Source organism: Lebetimonas sp. JS032 (genome assembly GCF_000523315.1).
Classification (GTDB): domain Bacteria; phylum Campylobacterota; class Campylobacteria; order Campylobacterales; family Nautiliaceae; genus Lebetimonas.
Window position 1 is genome coordinate 435,783 of the sequence record NZ_ATHS01000001.1, and the last position, 18,379, is coordinate 454,161.

General features: G+C 31.4%; 19 protein-coding genes. 4 read left to right on the forward strand and 15 right to left on the reverse strand.

Translation table 11 applies throughout. From position 1 onward, the window contains the following. Positions 1-2: 2 nt before the first annotated feature. The 12 genes from argC to thiC form a co-directional block, all read right to left on the reverse strand. Positions 3-980 carry an N-acetyl-gamma-glutamyl-phosphate reductase gene (gene argC / locus DZ65_RS0102305; RefSeq protein ID WP_024790656.1) on the reverse strand — a complete coding sequence of 326 codons (978 nt, stop codon included), beginning with the start codon at positions 978-980 and terminating at the stop codon, positions 3-5. Further along, positions 973-1,341, reverse strand: a complete 369-nt coding sequence (locus tag DZ65_RS0102310; RefSeq protein WP_024787073.1) for a DUF86 domain-containing protein — start codon at positions 1,339-1,341, stop codon at positions 973-975. The genes argC and DZ65_RS0102310 overlap by 8 nt, the downstream gene beginning before the upstream one ends. Then, positions 1,334-1,633: a nucleotidyltransferase family protein gene (locus tag DZ65_RS0102315; protein ID WP_024790657.1), complete on the reverse strand. Its 300-nt coding sequence runs from the start codon at positions 1,631-1,633 to the stop codon at positions 1,334-1,336. Before DZ65_RS0102315 ends, DZ65_RS0102310 begins: the two co-directional genes overlap by 8 nt. A 15-nt stretch (positions 1,634-1,648) precedes the next feature. Then, complete coding sequence (gene dut / locus DZ65_RS0102320; RefSeq protein WP_024790658.1) at positions 1,649-2,077, reverse strand: dUTP diphosphatase; 429 nt, start codon at positions 2,075-2,077, stop codon at positions 1,649-1,651. Between the two features lie 33 nt (positions 2,078-2,110). Then, entirely contained in the window at positions 2,111-2,596 is a 486-nt protein-coding gene (greA, locus tag DZ65_RS0102325; RefSeq protein ID WP_024787076.1) for a transcription elongation factor GreA, read from the reverse strand. A 32-nt stretch (positions 2,597-2,628) separates the two neighbouring features. Continuing rightward, entirely contained in the window at positions 2,629-3,660 is a 1,032-nt protein-coding gene (gene lpxB, locus DZ65_RS0102330) for a lipid-A-disaccharide synthase (protein ID WP_024790659.1), read from the reverse strand. Next, a complete protein-coding gene (locus DZ65_RS10690) occupies positions 3,635-3,793 on the reverse strand; it encodes a hypothetical protein (protein ID WP_156920209.1) in 159 nt (52 codons plus the stop codon). The genes lpxB and DZ65_RS10690 overlap by 26 nt, the downstream gene beginning before the upstream one ends. A 148-nt stretch (positions 3,794-3,941) precedes the next feature. Next, positions 3,942-6,614 carry a RecB-like helicase gene (locus tag DZ65_RS0102345; RefSeq protein ID WP_024790660.1) on the reverse strand — a complete coding sequence of 891 codons (2,673 nt, stop codon included), beginning with the start codon at positions 6,612-6,614 and terminating at the stop codon, positions 3,942-3,944. 54 nt (positions 6,615-6,668) lie between these two features. Further along, a complete protein-coding gene (locus tag DZ65_RS0102350) occupies positions 6,669-8,930 on the reverse strand; it encodes a PD-(D/E)XK nuclease family protein (RefSeq protein ID WP_024791140.1) in 2,262 nt (753 codons plus the stop codon). Positions 8,931-8,944: 14 nt separating this feature from the next. Beyond that, a complete protein-coding gene (locus DZ65_RS0102355; protein ID WP_024787080.1) occupies positions 8,945-9,709 on the reverse strand; it encodes a GTP cyclohydrolase I in 765 nt (254 codons plus the stop codon). Between the two features lie 49 nt (positions 9,710-9,758). Beyond that, a complete protein-coding gene (locus DZ65_RS0102360; protein ID WP_024787081.1) occupies positions 9,759-10,874 on the reverse strand; it encodes a P-loop NTPase in 1,116 nt (371 codons plus the stop codon). 96 nt (positions 10,875-10,970) lie between these two features. Beyond that, the gene (gene thiC, locus DZ65_RS0102365) at positions 10,971-12,356 is read right to left on the reverse strand and encodes a phosphomethylpyrimidine synthase ThiC (protein ID WP_024787082.1); all 1,386 of its coding nucleotides are present in this window, start codon (positions 12,354-12,356) and stop codon (positions 10,971-10,973) included. Positions 12,357-12,539: 183 nt separating this feature from the next. On the opposite strand from thiC, the gene DZ65_RS0102370 reads away from it, so the two are divergent. From DZ65_RS0102370 to DZ65_RS0102385, 4 genes are read left to right on the forward strand one after another with little or no spacing between them, the layout of a single operon-like run. Then, positions 12,540-13,661 carry a bifunctional 2-C-methyl-D-erythritol 4-phosphate cytidylyltransferase/2-C-methyl-D-erythritol 2,4-cyclodiphosphate synthase gene (locus tag DZ65_RS0102370; RefSeq protein ID WP_024790662.1) on the forward strand — a complete coding sequence of 374 codons (1,122 nt, stop codon included), beginning with the start codon at positions 12,540-12,542 and terminating at the stop codon, positions 13,659-13,661. Next, positions 13,636-14,502, forward strand: a complete 867-nt coding sequence (locus DZ65_RS0102375) for a response regulator (protein WP_024790663.1) — start codon at positions 13,636-13,638, stop codon at positions 14,500-14,502. The genes DZ65_RS0102370 and DZ65_RS0102375 overlap by 26 nt, the downstream gene beginning before the upstream one ends. Then, on the forward strand, positions 14,480-15,655 hold the full coding sequence (locus DZ65_RS0102380) for a sulfate adenylyltransferase (RefSeq protein ID WP_024790664.1): 1,176 nt from the start codon (positions 14,480-14,482) through the stop codon (positions 15,653-15,655). The genes DZ65_RS0102375 and DZ65_RS0102380 overlap by 23 nt, the downstream gene beginning before the upstream one ends. A gap of 56 nt (positions 15,656-15,711) precedes the next feature. After that, positions 15,712-16,200, forward strand: a complete 489-nt coding sequence (locus DZ65_RS0102385) for a phosphatidylglycerophosphatase A (RefSeq protein ID WP_024790665.1) — start codon at positions 15,712-15,714, stop codon at positions 16,198-16,200. A gap of 8 nt (positions 16,201-16,208) precedes the next feature. On the opposite strand, the gene DZ65_RS0102390 is transcribed toward DZ65_RS0102385, so the two are convergent. Genes DZ65_RS0102390 through DZ65_RS0102400 form a run of 3 tightly spaced genes read right to left on the reverse strand, consistent with a single transcriptional unit; the run spans position 16,209 to position 18,312 of the window. After that, positions 16,209-16,835 (reverse strand): ribonuclease T, encoded by a 627-nt coding sequence (locus DZ65_RS0102390; RefSeq protein WP_024790666.1) that lies wholly within the window; start codon positions 16,833-16,835, stop codon positions 16,209-16,211. After that, positions 16,832-17,386: a YigZ family protein gene (locus tag DZ65_RS0102395; protein WP_024791141.1), complete on the reverse strand. Its 555-nt coding sequence runs from the start codon at positions 17,384-17,386 to the stop codon at positions 16,832-16,834. The genes DZ65_RS0102390 and DZ65_RS0102395 overlap by 4 nt, the downstream gene beginning before the upstream one ends. Beyond that, on the reverse strand, positions 17,386-18,312 hold the full coding sequence (locus tag DZ65_RS0102400; RefSeq protein ID WP_024789317.1) for a ribose-phosphate pyrophosphokinase: 927 nt from the start codon (positions 18,310-18,312) through the stop codon (positions 17,386-17,388). The genes DZ65_RS0102395 and DZ65_RS0102400 overlap by 1 nt, the downstream gene beginning before the upstream one ends. Positions 18,313-18,379: the final 67 nt, after the last annotated feature.

Here is an 18,379-nt window from a genome sequence, read left to right on the forward strand (position 1 = left end):
ATTTATGGTACATAAGCTATTTTGGGAAGTGCCGTATTTTCAGGCAAATCAAAAAGCAGATTTGCATTTGCAACAGCCTGGGAAGAGGCTCCTCTTAATAAATTGTCAATTACACTGTTGATAAAAAGCATATTTTTGTTTTTCATGGCAAAAATATCGCAAAAATGGGTTCCAGCCACATTTTTTATTTCCACCGGGTTGTTTCTTACTCTTATAAATTCTTCATTTTTATAAACTTCTTTTAAAACTTCCATCGGGTTTATATCTTTTTTCAGTTTGGCATAAATACTGATTTGCATACCCCTTGTAATAGGCAAAAGCTGAGGCACAAATGTTACATTAAGGCCGGTTTTTTCAGCTATTTCTATACTGTGGCGGTGTTTAACCGGATTATAAGCGAAAAAATTTTCATTGTCTTTTACAAAATGGGTTGTAGATTTTAGCCCTTTTCCGGCCCCGCTGACCCCGCTTTTAGCATCTACAAACACATCTTTTTCAATATAATCCAAAAACGGATAAAGCCCCAGAATGGTTGCTGTGGGATAACATCCCGGATTTGCCACAAGAGACACTTTTTTAATATAATCCCTAAATATTTCAGGAAGTCCATAAGCCGAATTTTCTAAATTCTCTGGGTTTATGTGAGAACAGTAAAAATCTTCATAATTTTTTTGATTAAGTCTGTAATCAGCTGAAAAATCAACAATTTTTGTATATCCATAAATTTCTTTAACAATTGCCATAGCTGTTTTATGAGGTACCGCTAAAAACACCAAATCAAAACTTTTTAATTTTTCAATATCTAATTTTTCAATTTCAGATTCAAACACACCTTTTAGAGCAGGATAAATATCTTCTATTCTATCTCCCCCTTCACTTCCAAAAAGGCCTTTTATTTCAAAATGAGGATGATTAAGTAAAATTTTTATAAGTTCAATTCCTGTATATCCGCTCGCCCCTACAATAGCCGTTTTAATCATTTAGTTCCTTTAATTTTCTTATTAACTTTTCAAGTTCAGCTAATTTATTAGCACATATTTCATAAATTATTTCTGAATCAACATCAATATAATGATGTGAAAGTATTTCTCTTGTTCTAATAATTTTTGACCAATATTTTTTATCATTTACTTTTAATAACAGCTTATCATTTTTTTTATAAATATTTTTAACTGCTTCTCCTATTGCTTGAAGTCTCATAGAAATACTGTCTAATCTCATTAAATTTTCTTCATTTTTTAAAAAATCATCACTACAAGAAATAGGCTGAAATCTAAATCTAATATGCCTAATACTCTCAAGAATAAAATCTAAAAGTTTATTTGTATCAGATTTATCCATAAATTACTTCTTTTTTAATATTTTCTAAAAATTTAGCGTTTTTATGAGGATAAACTATATCAATCTTTTTTTTGAAAAACTTTTCTAAAAACAAAAGAACTCCAGTTACATTATCAAAGTTTTTTTCTTCAAATTCAACATAAAAATCTATATCACTATCTTTTCTAAAATTTTCATTTGCAAAACTTCCAAAAATACCTATTTTTTTTACTGAATATTTCTTTCTTAAAACAGGTTTAATTTTATCAAGCTTTCTTAAAATATATTCTTTACTTAATTTTGCATTATCCATTATTCATTCTCCATTTTATTTTCCCGTGCTTCCAAATCCGCCACTGCCTCTTTTTGTATCATTTAAATCATCAACTTCAACTATTTTAGCCTGAACCACCGGTGCAACTACAGCCTGTGCCATTCTTTCACCTTTTTTTATTTTAAATTCTTCATCACTTAAATTTATAAGCAAAACTTTTATCTCTCCTCTGTAATCAGAATCGATGGTGCCAGGTGTATTTAAAACCGTAATTCCGTGCTTATACGCCAGCCCGCTCCTTGGCCTGATTTGAATTTCATATCCTCTTTCTATTTCAAACGCCAGAGCGGTTTTTATTAATCTTCTCTCTCCAGGCTTTATTATAATATCTTCAACAGAATGCAAATCAAATCCGGCTGCCTCTTCGCTTTTGTATTCAGGAATTATTGCTTCATTACTCAATTTCTTAACTTTTAAAACCATATTTTTCCCTCATTTTACATTTTCAATTTTTCATTAACTAAAGCAGATATCTTCATAACATATTTTATCTATTTCATATGCTTTAATTCCTCCCGGAAGATTAACTTCAACCTCATCCCCTACTTCTTTTCCTATTAATGCCTTTGCAAGCGGGGAATTATAAGAAATTAATCCTTTTTCAGGATTGGATTCAGGGCCTCCCACTATTGTATATTTTACCTCTTCGTCACTGTCCAGATCTATTAAATAAACAGTGCTTCCAAATGCCACCCTGTTGTGAGCATGCTCTTTAGGATCCACTACCACAGCCCTGCTTAAAATATCACTCAGTTCTGCTATTCTTCTTTCTATATGGGACTGTTTTTCTTTTGCCGCATGATATTCCGCATTTTCTTTCAAATCCCCAAGCTCTCTTGCCGCATCAATTTCTTTTGCGACTTCCGGTCTTGCAATTGTTTTTAAATAATCAAGTTCTTTTGCTAATTTTTCAAAACCGTATTTGGTCATAGGTTCTTTCATCTACAACCTTTTTTATAGAAATTATATCAAATTTATTCAGTTAATAATTCAACAACTCTCTTAGAACTGCCATATTTCAAAAGTTCCCTTAATTTTTTCGATTTTTTTTGAAATTCTTCTAAATTGCTCGTTTTATAATCTTTCAAAAGCTCATTAATATCAAATTTTTGAAGATATTCTTTATGAAACTCCCCTAAATTCTCTTTTTCAAAAATAATATTTGCTAAACCTACATAATTTAGTTTAACAAACATTTTTGCAATTAAATATTCAATCTCCCTTGCTTTATACATTAAAACAAAAGGAGTTCCAATTATTGCCGCTTCAAGCGTTGCGGTACCTGAGCAGATATAAGCAAAATCACTTTTTAAAAGGGCTTCGTGAGTATCAAATTCTATTTTAAATTCACTTACATCGCCGTAAATTTCATTAATTTTGTTTTTATATACAGGATGAACCACCAAAATTTTGTTTTTATCAATTTTTTTGGCTAAATTTCTAAAAACCGGCATTAATGATTTTATTTCACTTTTCCTGCTTCCCGGCAAAAACGCAACATTCCCGTATTCTTGTTCGTCTCTGAATTCAGTTATTTCATCAAGTAATGGGTTTCCCACATATATTCCATCAGACCAGTATTCTTTTTCAAAAGGGAAAATATAAGCCTTTTTATCCACAAATCTATTTACCTCTTTAATCCTTCCTTTTTTCCAGGCCCACACCTTTGGCAGAATATAATAAATTATCTCTTTTTTAGGATATTTCTCTTTAATTGCCTTTGCAAGTCTTAAATTAAAAGAAGGGGCATCAATTAGCAAAATCTTATCAGCGCTTTCACTCATATCAGTTAATTTTTCAATTGTTTTTTTAGCTAACTTTATTTTTGGCAATACATCAAAAAACCCCATTACATTAAATTCATTGCTGTCAATTACTGGCTCTCCCAAACTTTTATCAAATACACCTTCTATTTCACAATTTATATTTTTTTCATCCAGTTTTTTTAAAACTTCTTTTAAATGAAGGTTTGCACTCGGCTCAATCGCGCTTGTCAGTATCTTCATCTTCAAATTCCACGCTTGCCTGATTTATATTTTTACTTTTTACATTCTTTTTTTCATTTTTTGCATTTTCTTTTTTCTTTTCTATGACTTTTCCGTCAACCGTTTTTTTTCCAAAATATCTGGGCATACACATCAAAACTCCTTAATCAATATGGATGTTTTTTATTATTTAAATTTTACAACTTTAATTCTTTTTTACTAACTTGCACCGTTTTTATATTTTTCAATAGCTTTTATTATATCATCTTTACTTATTTTCTTAATTTTCCATTTTTCCTTTTTCATTTTCCATTTTTATCCACCTCCCTAAATTCCTGCTCATCTACATAAAAAAGATACCCTTTTGCATTTTTGCCTGTAAATTTTTCTACAACTTCCATATAATGTCTTACCTGATTTAAATAACCGTTTTCATCTTTTGGTTTTGTGGATTTATAATCAATTATCTCAAACCCTTCATCTGTTTCAACTAATAAATCTATTCTTCCAACCTGTTTTTCATAAATAAAAGGCAACTCTTTTTTGCCGTTTTTTAGTTTTTCTTTTGATTTTTTATATAGTTTTTCAACTTCATCTATATCGCAAAAATCACCGTAAATATTATTTACCGCTTCAATATCACTGCATTCAAAAGAATAATGCAAAGCATTACCAAAAAATATAGCTTCATAATCGTTTGGTTTGTACTCTTCTTCATCTACTTTTAGTTCCTGTTTTCCGTAATTTTTTAAATTAATCCTCAGAGGTTTTATCTCATTTTGGTCTTTTTCATCATTTGAAGGAATAACTTCTCCTCTCACCTCTTTATTTAGTTCAGTTACAAATGCCGATTTTTCATTTTTTTTGAGAATTATTAATGAATTTTTAGCCCTTGTAAATGCCACATATTCCACATTTTTTTTATCTTCAAGAGTCAATCGGCTTTCTACGTTTTTTATTCTTTTATATTCATCATCAATATATTCCCTGTTTGCAATTTTAAGTTTAATATCTTTTAATTTCGCATTTTCGTAATAAAACAGAATATTGCTTCTGTCACTGTTTTCTTTTGATAGTCTGTCAAGCACTATTACATTGTCAAATTCAAGCCCTTTGCTTTTGTGAATAGTTATAACGGTAATCCCGTCAAATTCTTTATACGGAAGTTCGTCTTTATAATTATCAATCTCGCTCACAAAGTCTTCTAAAGTGTCATATTTCGAGGAGTGATATAAAAGTTTTAAACTTGCTTCATCTGTTAAATCATATTTATCAATAATTTTTTTTATCATTTTAATCGGCCTGTCTTTATCTATTTTTATCACTTCATCGCTGTATTTTTTTCCTATTAATGAGAGAAAATTTAATTTTTCTATTTTTTGGGTATTGTCATTTAGGTATTTCATAAGGGAAATTATTGCTTTTGCACTGGGTTGTGAAATTACTTTTGCTTTTTTTGCGGTAACTACTCTTTTACCTTTATCTTCTAAAAATTCAGATAAAGCTAAAATATCGTCATTTGTATATACGAGTACCGCTATATCTTTGTCCTTTACCCCGTTTTCATTTAAAAACTTTATTTTTTCATATACGCCCTCAAACGCATCTTCTTTAATTTCATCCACCTCCACATATCCCTTTTCATCTCTGTTTGCTTCTTCTCCCAAATTAAATTTGCTGTTTACAAAATCGACTATATTTTTTGCACTTCTGTAGTTTACTTTTAATTTTTCAACCTCAAGCCCGTTGGCTCTGTATCTTTTGGCAACCTCGCTAAAAAGCTCTTTTCTTCCGCCCCTGAACCTGTAAATGGCCTGTTTTATATCCCCCACATAAAAAAAACTTCTGTTTTCTTTCCTTCCAACCCCGCTTGCAATCTCATCCACAAGCGGCTCAAATATTTCCCACTGCGATGTTGATGTATCCTGAAATTCATCCATTAATATATGGTTTATTTTTGAATCGAGCCTGAAATACAAAAAATCTTTATCAACGGGATTTTCCCTTAAAAGAAAATATACCAAATGTTCAATATCTTTAAATGAAACAATGTTTTCCTCTTTTTTGATTTTGAATTTTAAATTTTTGTATTTCTCATAAAAATAAAACAGGTTTTTAAAAAAAATTTTTTCTTTTAAATTAAAATAATGTTTTATATTTTCTAATAATTTATTAAATTCATCATCCATCCAAGGTTCATAACATTTCTTAAATCCTCTTACTTTTTCTAAACTTCCAATATCCAAAAAAGAAGGAATTGTTTTTACTTTTAACATTTCGTAAATATTTTTTCTAAAAAAATTATTTACTTGTTTACACTCTTGTGTTGCTAAAATAAATTTATTTTTTATCTCTTCAATTTCTTTTAAAACCTCATCAATTTTCCATTCTCCATTTTCAATTTTTAATTTTTTTAATTCTTTGTCTTTTTCATACAAATCTTCAAAAAGATTTAATAATGAAGAAAATTTTTCCTCTTTTTTGGCTATATCGATTAATAACTTAAATTCATCTGTTTTTAAATCTTTTAAAAATTCTTTAAAAATTATCTCCCTGTCAATATCTCCCACATCGAAATTACTTCTAAATCCGGCAAAAAAGCTGAATTTTCTTAAGATTTTATTTATAAACGAATCAATTGTCTGAATATTTACATCGTTTGTAAGAAATTTTTTAATTAAAATATCTGTCTTACTTAACAAATCGTTTTCATTTATTCCCAACTCGTTACATATCATTTCAATAATATTTTTTTTCTCTTTTCTTTTTTTTTCATCTAATTTATCATCACTTTTTTTAAGCAGGTTTAAAAACTTAACAATCCTCTCTTTCATTTCATTGGCGGCTTTGTTTGTAAAAGTGATGGCAATAATATTTACAGGATTATCTAAATTAAGAAGTGCAATATATCTGTTTGCAAGCCTGAATGTCTTACCGCTTCCCGCACTCGCCTCAACACTTAATAATTTTTTCATTTCTTTTCCTTTCTTTCACCGTTCACCATTCACTATTCACCACTCACTTTTATTTTAATCTCTTCCGCAGGCTATTTTATAATCGCAGTATTTACAGATACTGAGTGCTTTTTTTGTTTTTTCTTTTCCGTTTTTATCTGTATAAATAATGTCCTCGGCGGCTTTTATTTTTTTAGGAAGATTATTTAAAACCTCCTTCAGTTCTTCCATTTTCACGACACCTTCAATTTTACCCGGTTTTTCGCTTCCCAAATCCCAAATTACAGTTTTTATATTTTTATCTGGATAGTTTTGTTTGGCCCAAAGAAAATAAAACGTTGTTTGAAAATCATAAATATATTCTTCATTTTCCCCTGCCTTGGAAGAAGTTTTATAGTCTATTAAAATTATTTCATTTTCTTTATAATCAATTCTGTCCACCCTGCAAGCCAGCTCTTTGCCTTCAAAAATAAATTTTTTTGTAGCCTCTGTTTCGTTTTTTGAATATTTCATCTGATCAAAATCTATTTTGCAAAAAGTTTTAATATTATCTTCCCATTTTACCAATACGTCAAAAAGCAATTTTTTATTGTTTATTCTTTTTGTAATTTCTTTCATTAAAATATCAAAATAATCTTTATCATTTTCCATTTTTAACTTTTTATTTCTAACAATGTCGGCAACCGCTTCATGAAAAATATTTCCAAAAAACTCCTCTTCATCTTTTTCGTTAAATATTCCCAGTATTTTGGAAAAATAATATTTTTTCGGACATTCCACAAGATTTTTCAACTGAGTCGGATATAAAGGATATAATATTTCAAATTCATCTGAATATTTTGTAATTTCTTTTGGTTTGGAATATTTAAAAGCAATTTCCCTGTATTTTTCATCTCCGTTTTTTCCCAAAGAAAATCCAAGCTCATATAAAAACCGGCTTGGCGATTTTTCTTCGTTTTTTACATAACTTATTGCCACTTTTTTTGCACTGTTTATTAATTGATAATAATAATGTTTTTGCAGATTTTCCCTGTCGTTTCTTGTGGGAAGTTTTGCCTGGCGTCTTATAAAAGTATTCAAGAACAGATCACTTTCATTTACCCTGGGTACAATATCTTCATTAAAATCAACTATTATCACCCCGTCAAATTCCATTCCTCTGCTCTCTAACACACCCATAGAGGTAACTTTTCCGCTGTAAACATCATCAATCTTTAAATTTTTAAATCTCTCCAGTACAAAAAACAAAAAGTCTTTTTTATTTTCAAACATATTTTTAAACTTTTCAAGTTTGAAAAGTTCTTCGTCTATAATCTTTAATTCTTTATTGGCAGCGGTTTTTTTTATAAAATCACTCAGCTCTTTTTTTTCAAAAGCCTCAAGGTAATCTTTGCATTTTTTAAAAGCAATATCACTATTTGAAGTTATAAATTCATAAATTGATTTTAATAATATATATAAATTGCTTTTTGTAAAACTCTCCCCCATTGCAAAATTGAGATTTTTATATTCATCAAACAGTTTCAAATATTCGCTGAATTCTTCATCAGGCAAAATTACTGCTATTTTTTCAGGTTCAATTCCCTCATTAACCATTTGAGAAATTTTTGCAAATACAAAATTCACCTGATTTAATCTTTCAGAAAAATAAGCAATTTCAATCTCAGGTGAATTGATTTTTTTATCCAGTTTTTGAAGTTTACTGTTATGAAAATCAAGTTTATAAATATAACCTTCAGGGGCTGCGATTTTTAATGATTTTTCAATCAGTATTTTATTGAATCTGTCTACACTGAAAGTAATTTCAACAGGAATTTTAATTTTTTCCAAAACTTTTAAATCAAACTTGCTAAGATAGCCGTCTAACACCATCTCAATTTTATCAATACCTTCAAGCAGGCCTTTGTTTATTCTAAAATCCTCAATTAAAAACTTATCTGTATATCCGTCTTTTTCAATTAAATTTTTATAATTTTTTCTAATTTCCTTTAAAATTTCCAAATGTTCGGCATAATCTAAATAAACATCGCTTAAAATTACATTATCAATATCCACATCTTCTAAAAACAGCTCGTTAAAAAAAGAAAAAATAAAACTGCTGTCATCAAAAAAATTTATAAATTCCCTGCTTATTCCGAGTTTTTCAATATCTACATTTTTAATTGCTTCAAAAAGATATTTTTTTCTTAAATCCTCATCAATGAATTTTCTACCCTCAACCACAACTATTTTACCTAAAAATTCCCCTAACGTATAAAATTTATCCAGAAACTGATTATCCTTATCTTCAAGCCATTTTCTTATTTGACGCGAGGTTGTGAAAATCTTGAGGTTCATCAATTGCCTTTATATTAATAATTTCTTACAAAATCCAAAAGTTCCCTATTTTTTCTGAATTTTCCCCCGAAATATTCCGTTGTAAATCCGTCCGCATCGCTTAGGGCACCTCTAAGGAATTCGCAGGAATGTTTTATGTTTTTCAGTTTTACATAAACATCCTCTGTTTTAGCCGTATCTGAAATTTCTTTATAGATTGCTTTTGTCAAATCTTCCTGAAGCCAGCCGCGCTGGGCAATAAACCTGACCACTCTTTGAAGTTTTGAAATTCCTAAAACATATTCTTTTGGAATGTAAGAAATTATTACCTTTGCATTATTAAATTTTGTAGAAAACGGGGCAAAATGATGACTGCAGACCGCCGTTAAATCAACTTCTTTTATTATTGGATTTTCAAAATCAGAACTTATTTCATTTGGAAATTTGGCAAGTCTGACGGGTTTATTGAATCTTCCGCCCATTAATTCCCTGTCGTCTTTTGTATCAGTCCCGCTCCACATTTTAATGATTCTTCCTGCCGTCCCAATATTTCCCTCTTTTAAATTTTCAGCGACATTCGGGTCGTTCACATCGATTTTAAGTGCGTCAAAAACCTCTTTTAATTTTTCGGTTGCTATAAGTCTCATCAAATAATGAACATCGTCATTCCAGTCATCGTTAAAATCATACACATTTTCATTTATTTTAAATTTAGGGGTTTTATTGTATATTTCGAGAGCTTTTTCAAAAGGCGTGGATAAATTTTTCGATTCATAAATTTTTTTTATTTTACTAAACAATTTTAAACCTTTTTTATAAATTTAAAAAGCCTTAAAAAGGCTAAAGAGTTTAATGCATACTGCAAGCACTTGGAGCCCCGTTTACTCCGTAAATAGGCTGAATCATTTCATTTCCGGCCATATCTTCCTCTAATACATAATCAATAAATTCAATAAGTTCTTTTGCTGCTTTTTGAAATCTTTTTGCACTTTCACTCTCAGGCCTGTTAATAAGTATAGGTTTCCCCATATCCCCGCCTTCTCTTATTTCCGGCTCAATCGGAATCTGGCCTAAAACTTTGGTATCATAATCTTTTGCTAAAGTAGCGGCCGCACCTTTTCCAAAAATATCATATTCCATTCCGCAGTTCGGACATATAAATCCGCTCATATTTTCAATAACACCTGCAATTGGAATATGAAGCTGTTTAAACATATCAAAACTTCTTTTTGCATCATCAACCGCCACTGTCTGAGGAGTAGTTACCGCTACACCTGCAGTTACAGGAACCTGCTGAGCCATAGTCATTTGAGCATCACCTGTTCCCGGAGGCATATCAATTACCACTATGTCAAGCTCTCCCCATGCCACATCTTCCATAAACTGCTGAAGCGCCTTAACAAGCATTGCACCTCTCCACATTAAAGCCTTTCCTTCCGGAAGCAGATTTGCCATAGACATAAATTCTATTCCGTATACATCAAAAGGTTTAACTTTATTTCCAACAACTTCCGGTTTTCTGTCCTGCATTCCAAGCATTCTTGCAACATTTGGGCCGTAAATATCACCATCGAGTATTCCTACTTTTTTCCCTTCTTTAGCCAAAGCCAAAGCTAAATTTACAGATGTGGTTGTTTTTCCCACACCTCCTTTTCCGGATGAAACCATTACAAAACTTTTGACGCTTGGCATTTTATTAACGCCCCTGCTTGATGTTTCCCTTGGTTTTTTAGGCCTTATTATCTGAGTTGTGGCTTCAATTCCTGCTTCTTTTAAAACCTCAACTGTTGCATCATTAAGTTTTTTTGCTATTTCATCATCGGTTGATGGTATCTGATATGTAATAATTGCTTTTTTATTATCATCACTGACTTCTATATCTTTTACAAATCCAAAATCAACAACCGATTTTTTAAAACCTGGATATACAACTTTTTTTAAAGCTTCTTTAATTTTTTCTTTCACTTCAACTCCTTAAATTATGATTTTTGATTGTTTATATTACTTTTTTTTAATTTTGTCAACCATATTTTACTATCACTACTCACTACTCACTACTCACTAATTACTATTCTCACTCTTTATTTTTTCCATCGCTTCTTTTTTAAACTCGTCCCAGTTAAATTCTCTCATTGCTTCCTGGGTTACTTTGTAAGAGCAAAATTTAGGCCCGCACATAGAACAGAATTCTGCTTCTTTAAATACCTCCTGCGGAAGTGTTTCATCGTGATATTCCCTCGCCCTTTCTGGATCAAGTGCTAATTCAAATTGTTTATTCCAATCAAAATGATATCTTGCATCGCTTATTGCATCGTCTTTTTTCCGTGCATAAGGTATTTTTCTTGCTATATCAGCCGAATGTGCTGCAATTTTATATGCCATCATTCCCTCACGCACATCTTTTTCATTCGGAAGTCCCAAATGTTCTTTTGGGGTTACATAACAGAGCATACTCACCCCATACCATGCAGCCATTGCGGCACCTATTGCACTTCCGATATGGTCATACCCCGCACCGATATCAAGCACAAGCGGCCCCAATACATAAAAAGGTGCTTCGTGGCAGTAAATCTGCTCCAATCTCACATTTCTTTCTATTTCATTAATAGGCACATGCCCGGGACCTTCTATCATAACCTGAACATCTTTATCCCAGGCTTTAAGTGTAAGCTCTCCCAATGTTTTAAGCTCTTCAAGCTGAGCTTCGTCGCTTGCGTCATACAGACATCCGGGTCTTAAACCGTCTCCCAAAGAAAGTGAAACGTCGTATTCACGGCAAATATCGAGTATTTCATCAAAAACGGTATAAAAAGGGTTTTCCTTATGGTGTTTTAACATCCATGATGCGGTTAAACTGCCGCCCCTGCTGACTATTCCCATTTTTCTTTTTGCAATAAGAGGCATATGCCTGAGAAGCAGCCCCGCATGAATGGTAAAATAACTGACCCCCTGCTTAGCCTGTTTTTCAAGCACTCTTAAAATATCATCGTAAGTCAGTTTTTCAACATCACCGATTTCATCAATAATCTGATACATAGGGACAGTTCCGATAGGAACCGGTGAGGCGTTAATAATGGCAACTCTAATTTCATCCATATTTTTAGCCCCCGCCGTCAAATCCATAACGGTATCAGCCCCGTATTTCACGGAAGTTTGAAGTTTTCTCACCTCTTCATTTACATCGCTTGCCAAGGCGCTCGCCCCGATATTTGAATTTACCTTTGTTTTGCTGACTCTTCCTATTGCCATAGGTTTTAAATGCTTATGATTTATATTTGAAGGGATTATCAGCCTTCCTCTTGCCACCTCGCTTCTTATTAATTCGGCGGGAAGATTTTCAATTTCGGCCACATATTCCATCTCTTCAGTTATAATGCCTTTTTTTGCGTAATACATTTGAGTTTTTATTTTATCTTTTTTTCGTTTTTCCAACCATTTTCTTCTCATAAATTTCCTTTATTTTATTTTAAATACTTTTTACAAAAAAAACCTTAAAATAAGCTTAATTTTTCAATTTTTCACTTGAAACTTGGCTTCTTGGCTTCTTGGAACTCACCACTCACTACTCACCATTTACCATTTGTAACATTTTTTTGTATAATTTCGTAACATATTTACAAAAGGAAACATTTGAGTGTTACTTTAATAATTTTAAGCGCAGGCAATTCCACAAGATTTAATTATACCGTAAAAAAACAGTGGATAAGAATTAATTCAAAACCCCTCTGGCTGTTTGTAGCTGAACGGTTAAACAGTTTTTATAATTTTAAAGACACGATTATTACGGCAAATCCTGATGAAATAAGGCTTTATAAAAAACTGAGCGATTATAAAATAGTAAAAGGAGATAAAGAAAGACAGTTAAGCCTTCAAAACGCTTTAAAAGAAGTAAAAACACCTTATGTAATGGTTACGGATGTGGCAAGAGCGTGTATTCCAAAAGAAATTATTTTAAATTTAATAAAAAACAAAGAAAAAGCCGATTGTATAGTGCCTTTTTTAAAACCGGTGGACACTGTTGTATTTGAAAATAAAACAATTGACAGAAACAGCATAAAACTTATTCAAACACCTCAGCTAAGTGTTAGCGAAATTTTAAAAAAGGCGATTCAGTGTGATAAAATATTCACAGACGAAAGAGCTTTGATAGAACATATAGGCGGAAAAATTTTATATATTGACGGAAGTGAAGAAAGCAGAAAAATCACATATTTTAAAGATTTAAATCTTCCATGTCTAAAACCTCCAAAAAAAGTTTTTTTAACAGGAAACGGGTATGATACCCATAAATTTATAAAAAATAAAAAAATGCTGCTTGGAGGAATTCCAATAGACGTAGATTACGGATTAAAAGCCCACAGTGACGGTGATGTGGTAATACATTCGCTTATTGATGCACTCCTTGGAGCTGCCGGATACGGAGATATCGGGGAATTTTTCCCGGACAATGATGAAAAATACAAAAACGCCTCTTCGGTTAATTTGTTAAAAGAAATAATTGAAATTTTAAATAAAACAGGTTTTGAAATTATAAATGCCGATATTTCCATCATAGCCGAAAAGCCGAAACTGCAAAATTATAAAACAAAAATAGCCAAAAATCTCTCAAAACTTTTAAGAGCGCCTGTAAACGTAAAAGCAACTACAAACGAAAAAATGGGATTTACCGGCAGAGGCGAAGGAATAGCCGTTATTTCTACAGCCACATTAACATATAAGGACTGGTATGAAGATTACAATTGTGGAAAATGAATTATACCTGGCTCAAAGTATTCAGAATAATTTAAGCGAAAAATTAAATGCAAAATGTGAAATTTTTGCTTCTTACGACGAAGCGGCAAATTCAAATGCCGATATATTTTTGGTAAACACCAATCTTCAGGGAAATTTAAAAAATTTTATTTCAAACCAGAAAGAAAAAATAATTATTCTTTTAGCCCCTTATGTAACTCATTCAAATGTTACCCAGCCAATTGAACTCGGTGCGGACGATTATATTCAAAAGCCTTTTTCAATAGAAGAGCTTATAAGAAAAATAAACCATTTAAAAGAATTTTATTACCTAAAAAGTAAAACAACATGTTATAGTAATTTTATTGAATATTTACTAAAAGATATTGAAATAACACTTCCCAAAAACATATCTTACCCGCTTCTTATAAAAACAAATTTTATCAGAGCCGTGGATAAAATAGTGTTTGAAATAGCAAAAAAAGAGAATCTTCCCATTAAAATAATTGATTTGAATAAAAGCGATGAAAAAGATTTCTTAAATACTAATACTATTTATTACTGTTTTAATATAGAAAAAAACTGGCAGAATTTACCTAATCTTTTTTTTAAAAGAAAAGTCATTATATCCGTCAGTAAAGATTTTGATAATATTTTGGACGAATTTAATGAATTGGATATCGATTATCCTAAAAAAATCTTTTTAAATGATGAAATTCTTTCCATAGAAGAATATATCAAATTTGTAATTAACAATCACCAGCATAAATTCCCCGATACGGAGCTCAGCAAAAAACTTGGAATAAGCAGAAAAAGTTTATGGGAAAAAAGGAAAAAATATGGCATTTTCAAACAAAAATAAAATTTTTATAGACAAAGAGGCATATTATACACTTGCAATGGTTCAGGCCCGATTGCTATCGCCTATAGATAAATTGATGAATAAAAAAGAAGCCGAAACTACAAATAATGAAAAAAAATATAAAGGGAAATCCGTTCCTTTTTCTTTTATACTCGCACCTGCGGGAAAAAGAAACGAAGAGGTTTTAAAAAATAATCCGAAAAAAATAGAACTTTTTTACAACAACAGAAAAATAGGAGAAATTAACGTTGAAGAAATTTATGAAATTGACCCGCTAAAAAGAGTAGAAATTATTTACGGAAGTAAAGATTATAAAAATTACCCGCAAATAGCAAAAACATTAAAAAGGCTCGGTAAATATGCAATTGCAGGAAAGTTTTGGGTCGAAGATTACGGAATAAAGAAAAAAATAGATTATGTAAAAGAATTTATAAAAAATAAAACAAATGTAGTAGGTATGACCATGCATGCAAAACCTGTTCACAGGGTGCACGAAAAAATAATGCGCCAGGCGATTGAAAGAAATGATTTATTAATAGTCTTTTTAGTAAAAAACATACAAGAAGAAGAGGTGCCTTATAAATTAAGGTTTGATACGTTAAAATATTTGGTGAAAACATACTTTCCAAAAGACAAAATAATAATTATTCCTTTGGTGAACACGTATATATTTTCCGGGGTAAACGAAGCGATACTGGATGCCATAATTGCAAAAAACTTCGGTTGCAATAAATTCATAATGGGCCAGACACACAAAGGACTTGGAATATATTATCAGGCAGACCATTTAAAAAGTATTTTTGATTCTATGAATTTGGAAATAGAAGCAAAAACTATTAACGAATATGTTTATTGTAATGTTTGCAAAACAATTGTAAGCGTAAATTCATGCCCGCACGGAAGTCATCACCATATCAGCTATCACAGTGATTCTATTTTTGAACTCTTGAAAACCGGTCTTATGCCTCCCACTATTCTTATGAGAAAAGAAATCAGCGCCAAATTTTTGGCGAATATGTTTCCAAACAGATTTAAAAACCTTGAAAAACTGTTTTACGACATTTCACCTAATAAAGGGCTTATTGAAGAGAGCAGCGATGAAGATTTTTATATTTCTTTAATGAAACTTTATCAGACAAGTTCACTTACATAATAGTAAATAGTGAATTGTGAGTAGTGAGTTGTAAAAAATAAATTAAAAGGAGTTTAATGAAATTTAATACATTTAAATGGTTTATGTTAACAGGTTTTTTTAGTGGACTTTTGCCAAAAGCGCCGGGAACCTGGGGAAGTTTTGCAGCTACAATTTTAGCGTATATAATAATAAAATTTTTTCCAAATCCTTACATAACAATTTGGCTTTTAATAATATTTTTTAGCATTACAGGAGTTAGATTTACAAACGATTATGAAAAAGCGGGCGGGATACACGATGACAAAAGAATTGTGATTGACGAATTTGCAGGAGTTTTGATTTCAATCGGGATGTTTGGGGATTTAGAAAAAGACACGTTAATTAAATTATTTTTAGCATTTGTTTCTTTTAGGTTATTGGATATAAGCAAGCCTTCCATTATAGGGAAGATAGATAAAAAAGCCCCCGGCGGACTCGGAGTAATGGGAGATGATATTGTCGCCGGAATTTTTGGGGGAATTATGGCTGGAATTTTATATATCGGATATATTAAATTGTTTTAACACTGTTTTTACGGAAAAGCTATAACACCTCTTTGACACTGCTTTTTATGCATATCTTTAGCATTGTCTATAAGTTCATATAAATCTTCCTTAACGGGATTGCCTCTTAAATTAATCCTGATTTCCGTAATAAATCCGTTTTTGCAAACAAGCTGAAATTTTCTTGAATTGCTTTTTCCGAAAACCTGCCCGAATATCCATCTTATTCTTGCCAAAGATACGCTGCTTCCCATATGCATTACAAAAAACTGCTGAATAAATGTTTCATTAAACTGCTGATCTAATTTAATGGCCGTAGTAAAATATGTTTTAGCATCGCTTCCAAAACAGGTTCCATGTTTTTTCCATTCATGCTTTGCAAGAGAAAATTCTGCCCCGGGCATATATTTAATCAAAATTTTCATAAAATTTTTATCCAGATTCATAGGTTTGTAAGAACAATATTCTTTTTTCGGCCAAAGCCCGTGCACACTAAAATGCGTCAGCGAATAATCCCCTCTTTTCCTTGTCAAACACACAGGATTTTTTGGATGAACCCTGCAAAATCCGTTTTGCCAACTGAGTGCCAAAATATTATTTTCAGAAATTGCAAAAAGGGAACTTAAAAATATTAACAGTAAAAATAATTTTTTCACAGGTTTTCCTTTATAAGATTAATTTTTTCAATATCGTCTCTTATTATATATTCAATCCCCTCTGTTCCAAAACCCCTCTCAATTACAAAAATATTGAATTTTTTAATTAAATATTCTATTTTTTTTATTTTATCATAATCAACTTCGAAAGTATATTCAAAAATATCTTTGTATTCAATAATTTTAGCATTTAAAACAGCATTTTTTGCTACGTCGCTGTATGCCCTCGCAAGGTTTCCCACACCGAGCAATATCCCTCCGAAATATCTTATCGTAATAACCCCTACATTTATCAAATCATATCCCTGAAGTACTTTGAGAGTGGGCCTGCCCGCGCTTCCTCTTGGCTCTTTGTCATCATTTGAATGTTCTATAATCTGATTGCTTTTATTTAAATATCTAAAAGCTGTTACAAAATGATTTGCTTTTTTATGGATATTTTTAAGCTCTTCAAGTTTTTTTTCAATTTCATTGTAAGAGACAAGAAAAGAGTGAAATTTTGAATTTTTTATTTCAATGCTTGCCGCACTTAGATTTTTAACAGTATACATTAACTAAAAAGTTTGTTTACACTTTCATTGTATACGATTCTTCTTATCACCTCTGCGAAAAGTTTTGCTGTTGAAAGAATTTTTATTTTTTTACAGGTTTTTTTGAAAGGTATTGTGTCACTTATTATAACTTCATCCAAAACAGAATTTTTTATTCTGTCAATTGCGGGACCGCTAAGTACACCGTGGGTTGCAAAAGCCATTACGGAAACTGCACCTTTTTCCTTAAGTGCTTTTGCGGCATGGCAGATGGTTCCGGCAGTGTCAATCATATCGTCTATTAAAATTACGTCTTTGCCTTTAACATCGCCTATAATATTCATAACTTCGCTTACATTGGCTTTTTCCCTTCTTTTATCAACTATTACCATATCAAGACCCAATTTACTTGCAAAATATCTGGCTCTTGCAACACCGCCTATATCAGGAGAGGCAATTATAGGATTTTTTAAATGTTTTTCTTTAAAATATTCAAAAAAGAGAATACTTCCGTATAAATTATCCACAGGTATATCAAAAAAGCCCTGAATTTGACCAGCATGCAGGTCAATTGTAACAACTCTGTCAATTCCTGCTTTTTCCATCATATTTGCAACAAGCTTTGCACTGATTGGAACCCTAGGAGCGGCTTTTCTGTCCTGTCTCGCATAACCGAAATAAGGGATAATTGCGGTAATACTGTTTGCACTGGCCCTTCTCATGGCATCTGTAATAATAAGAAGTTCCATTAAATTATCATTTGCCGGAGCACATGTCGGCTGAACAATAAAACAGTCAATTCCCCTTACACTTTCACCTATTTGGACATTGATTTCCCCGTCGCTGAATCTGTTAACAGTAATTTTACTGAGCGGCCTGTCTAAATAATCGGCTATATCCTGAGCGACTTTCGGATTGGCTGTTCCGCTGAAAAGTTTAAATTTCATTTTTCTCTCCTTCATTTTGTTATTGAAATGTTACCAAAATTTTTTCCTACATTCACTATTCACCATT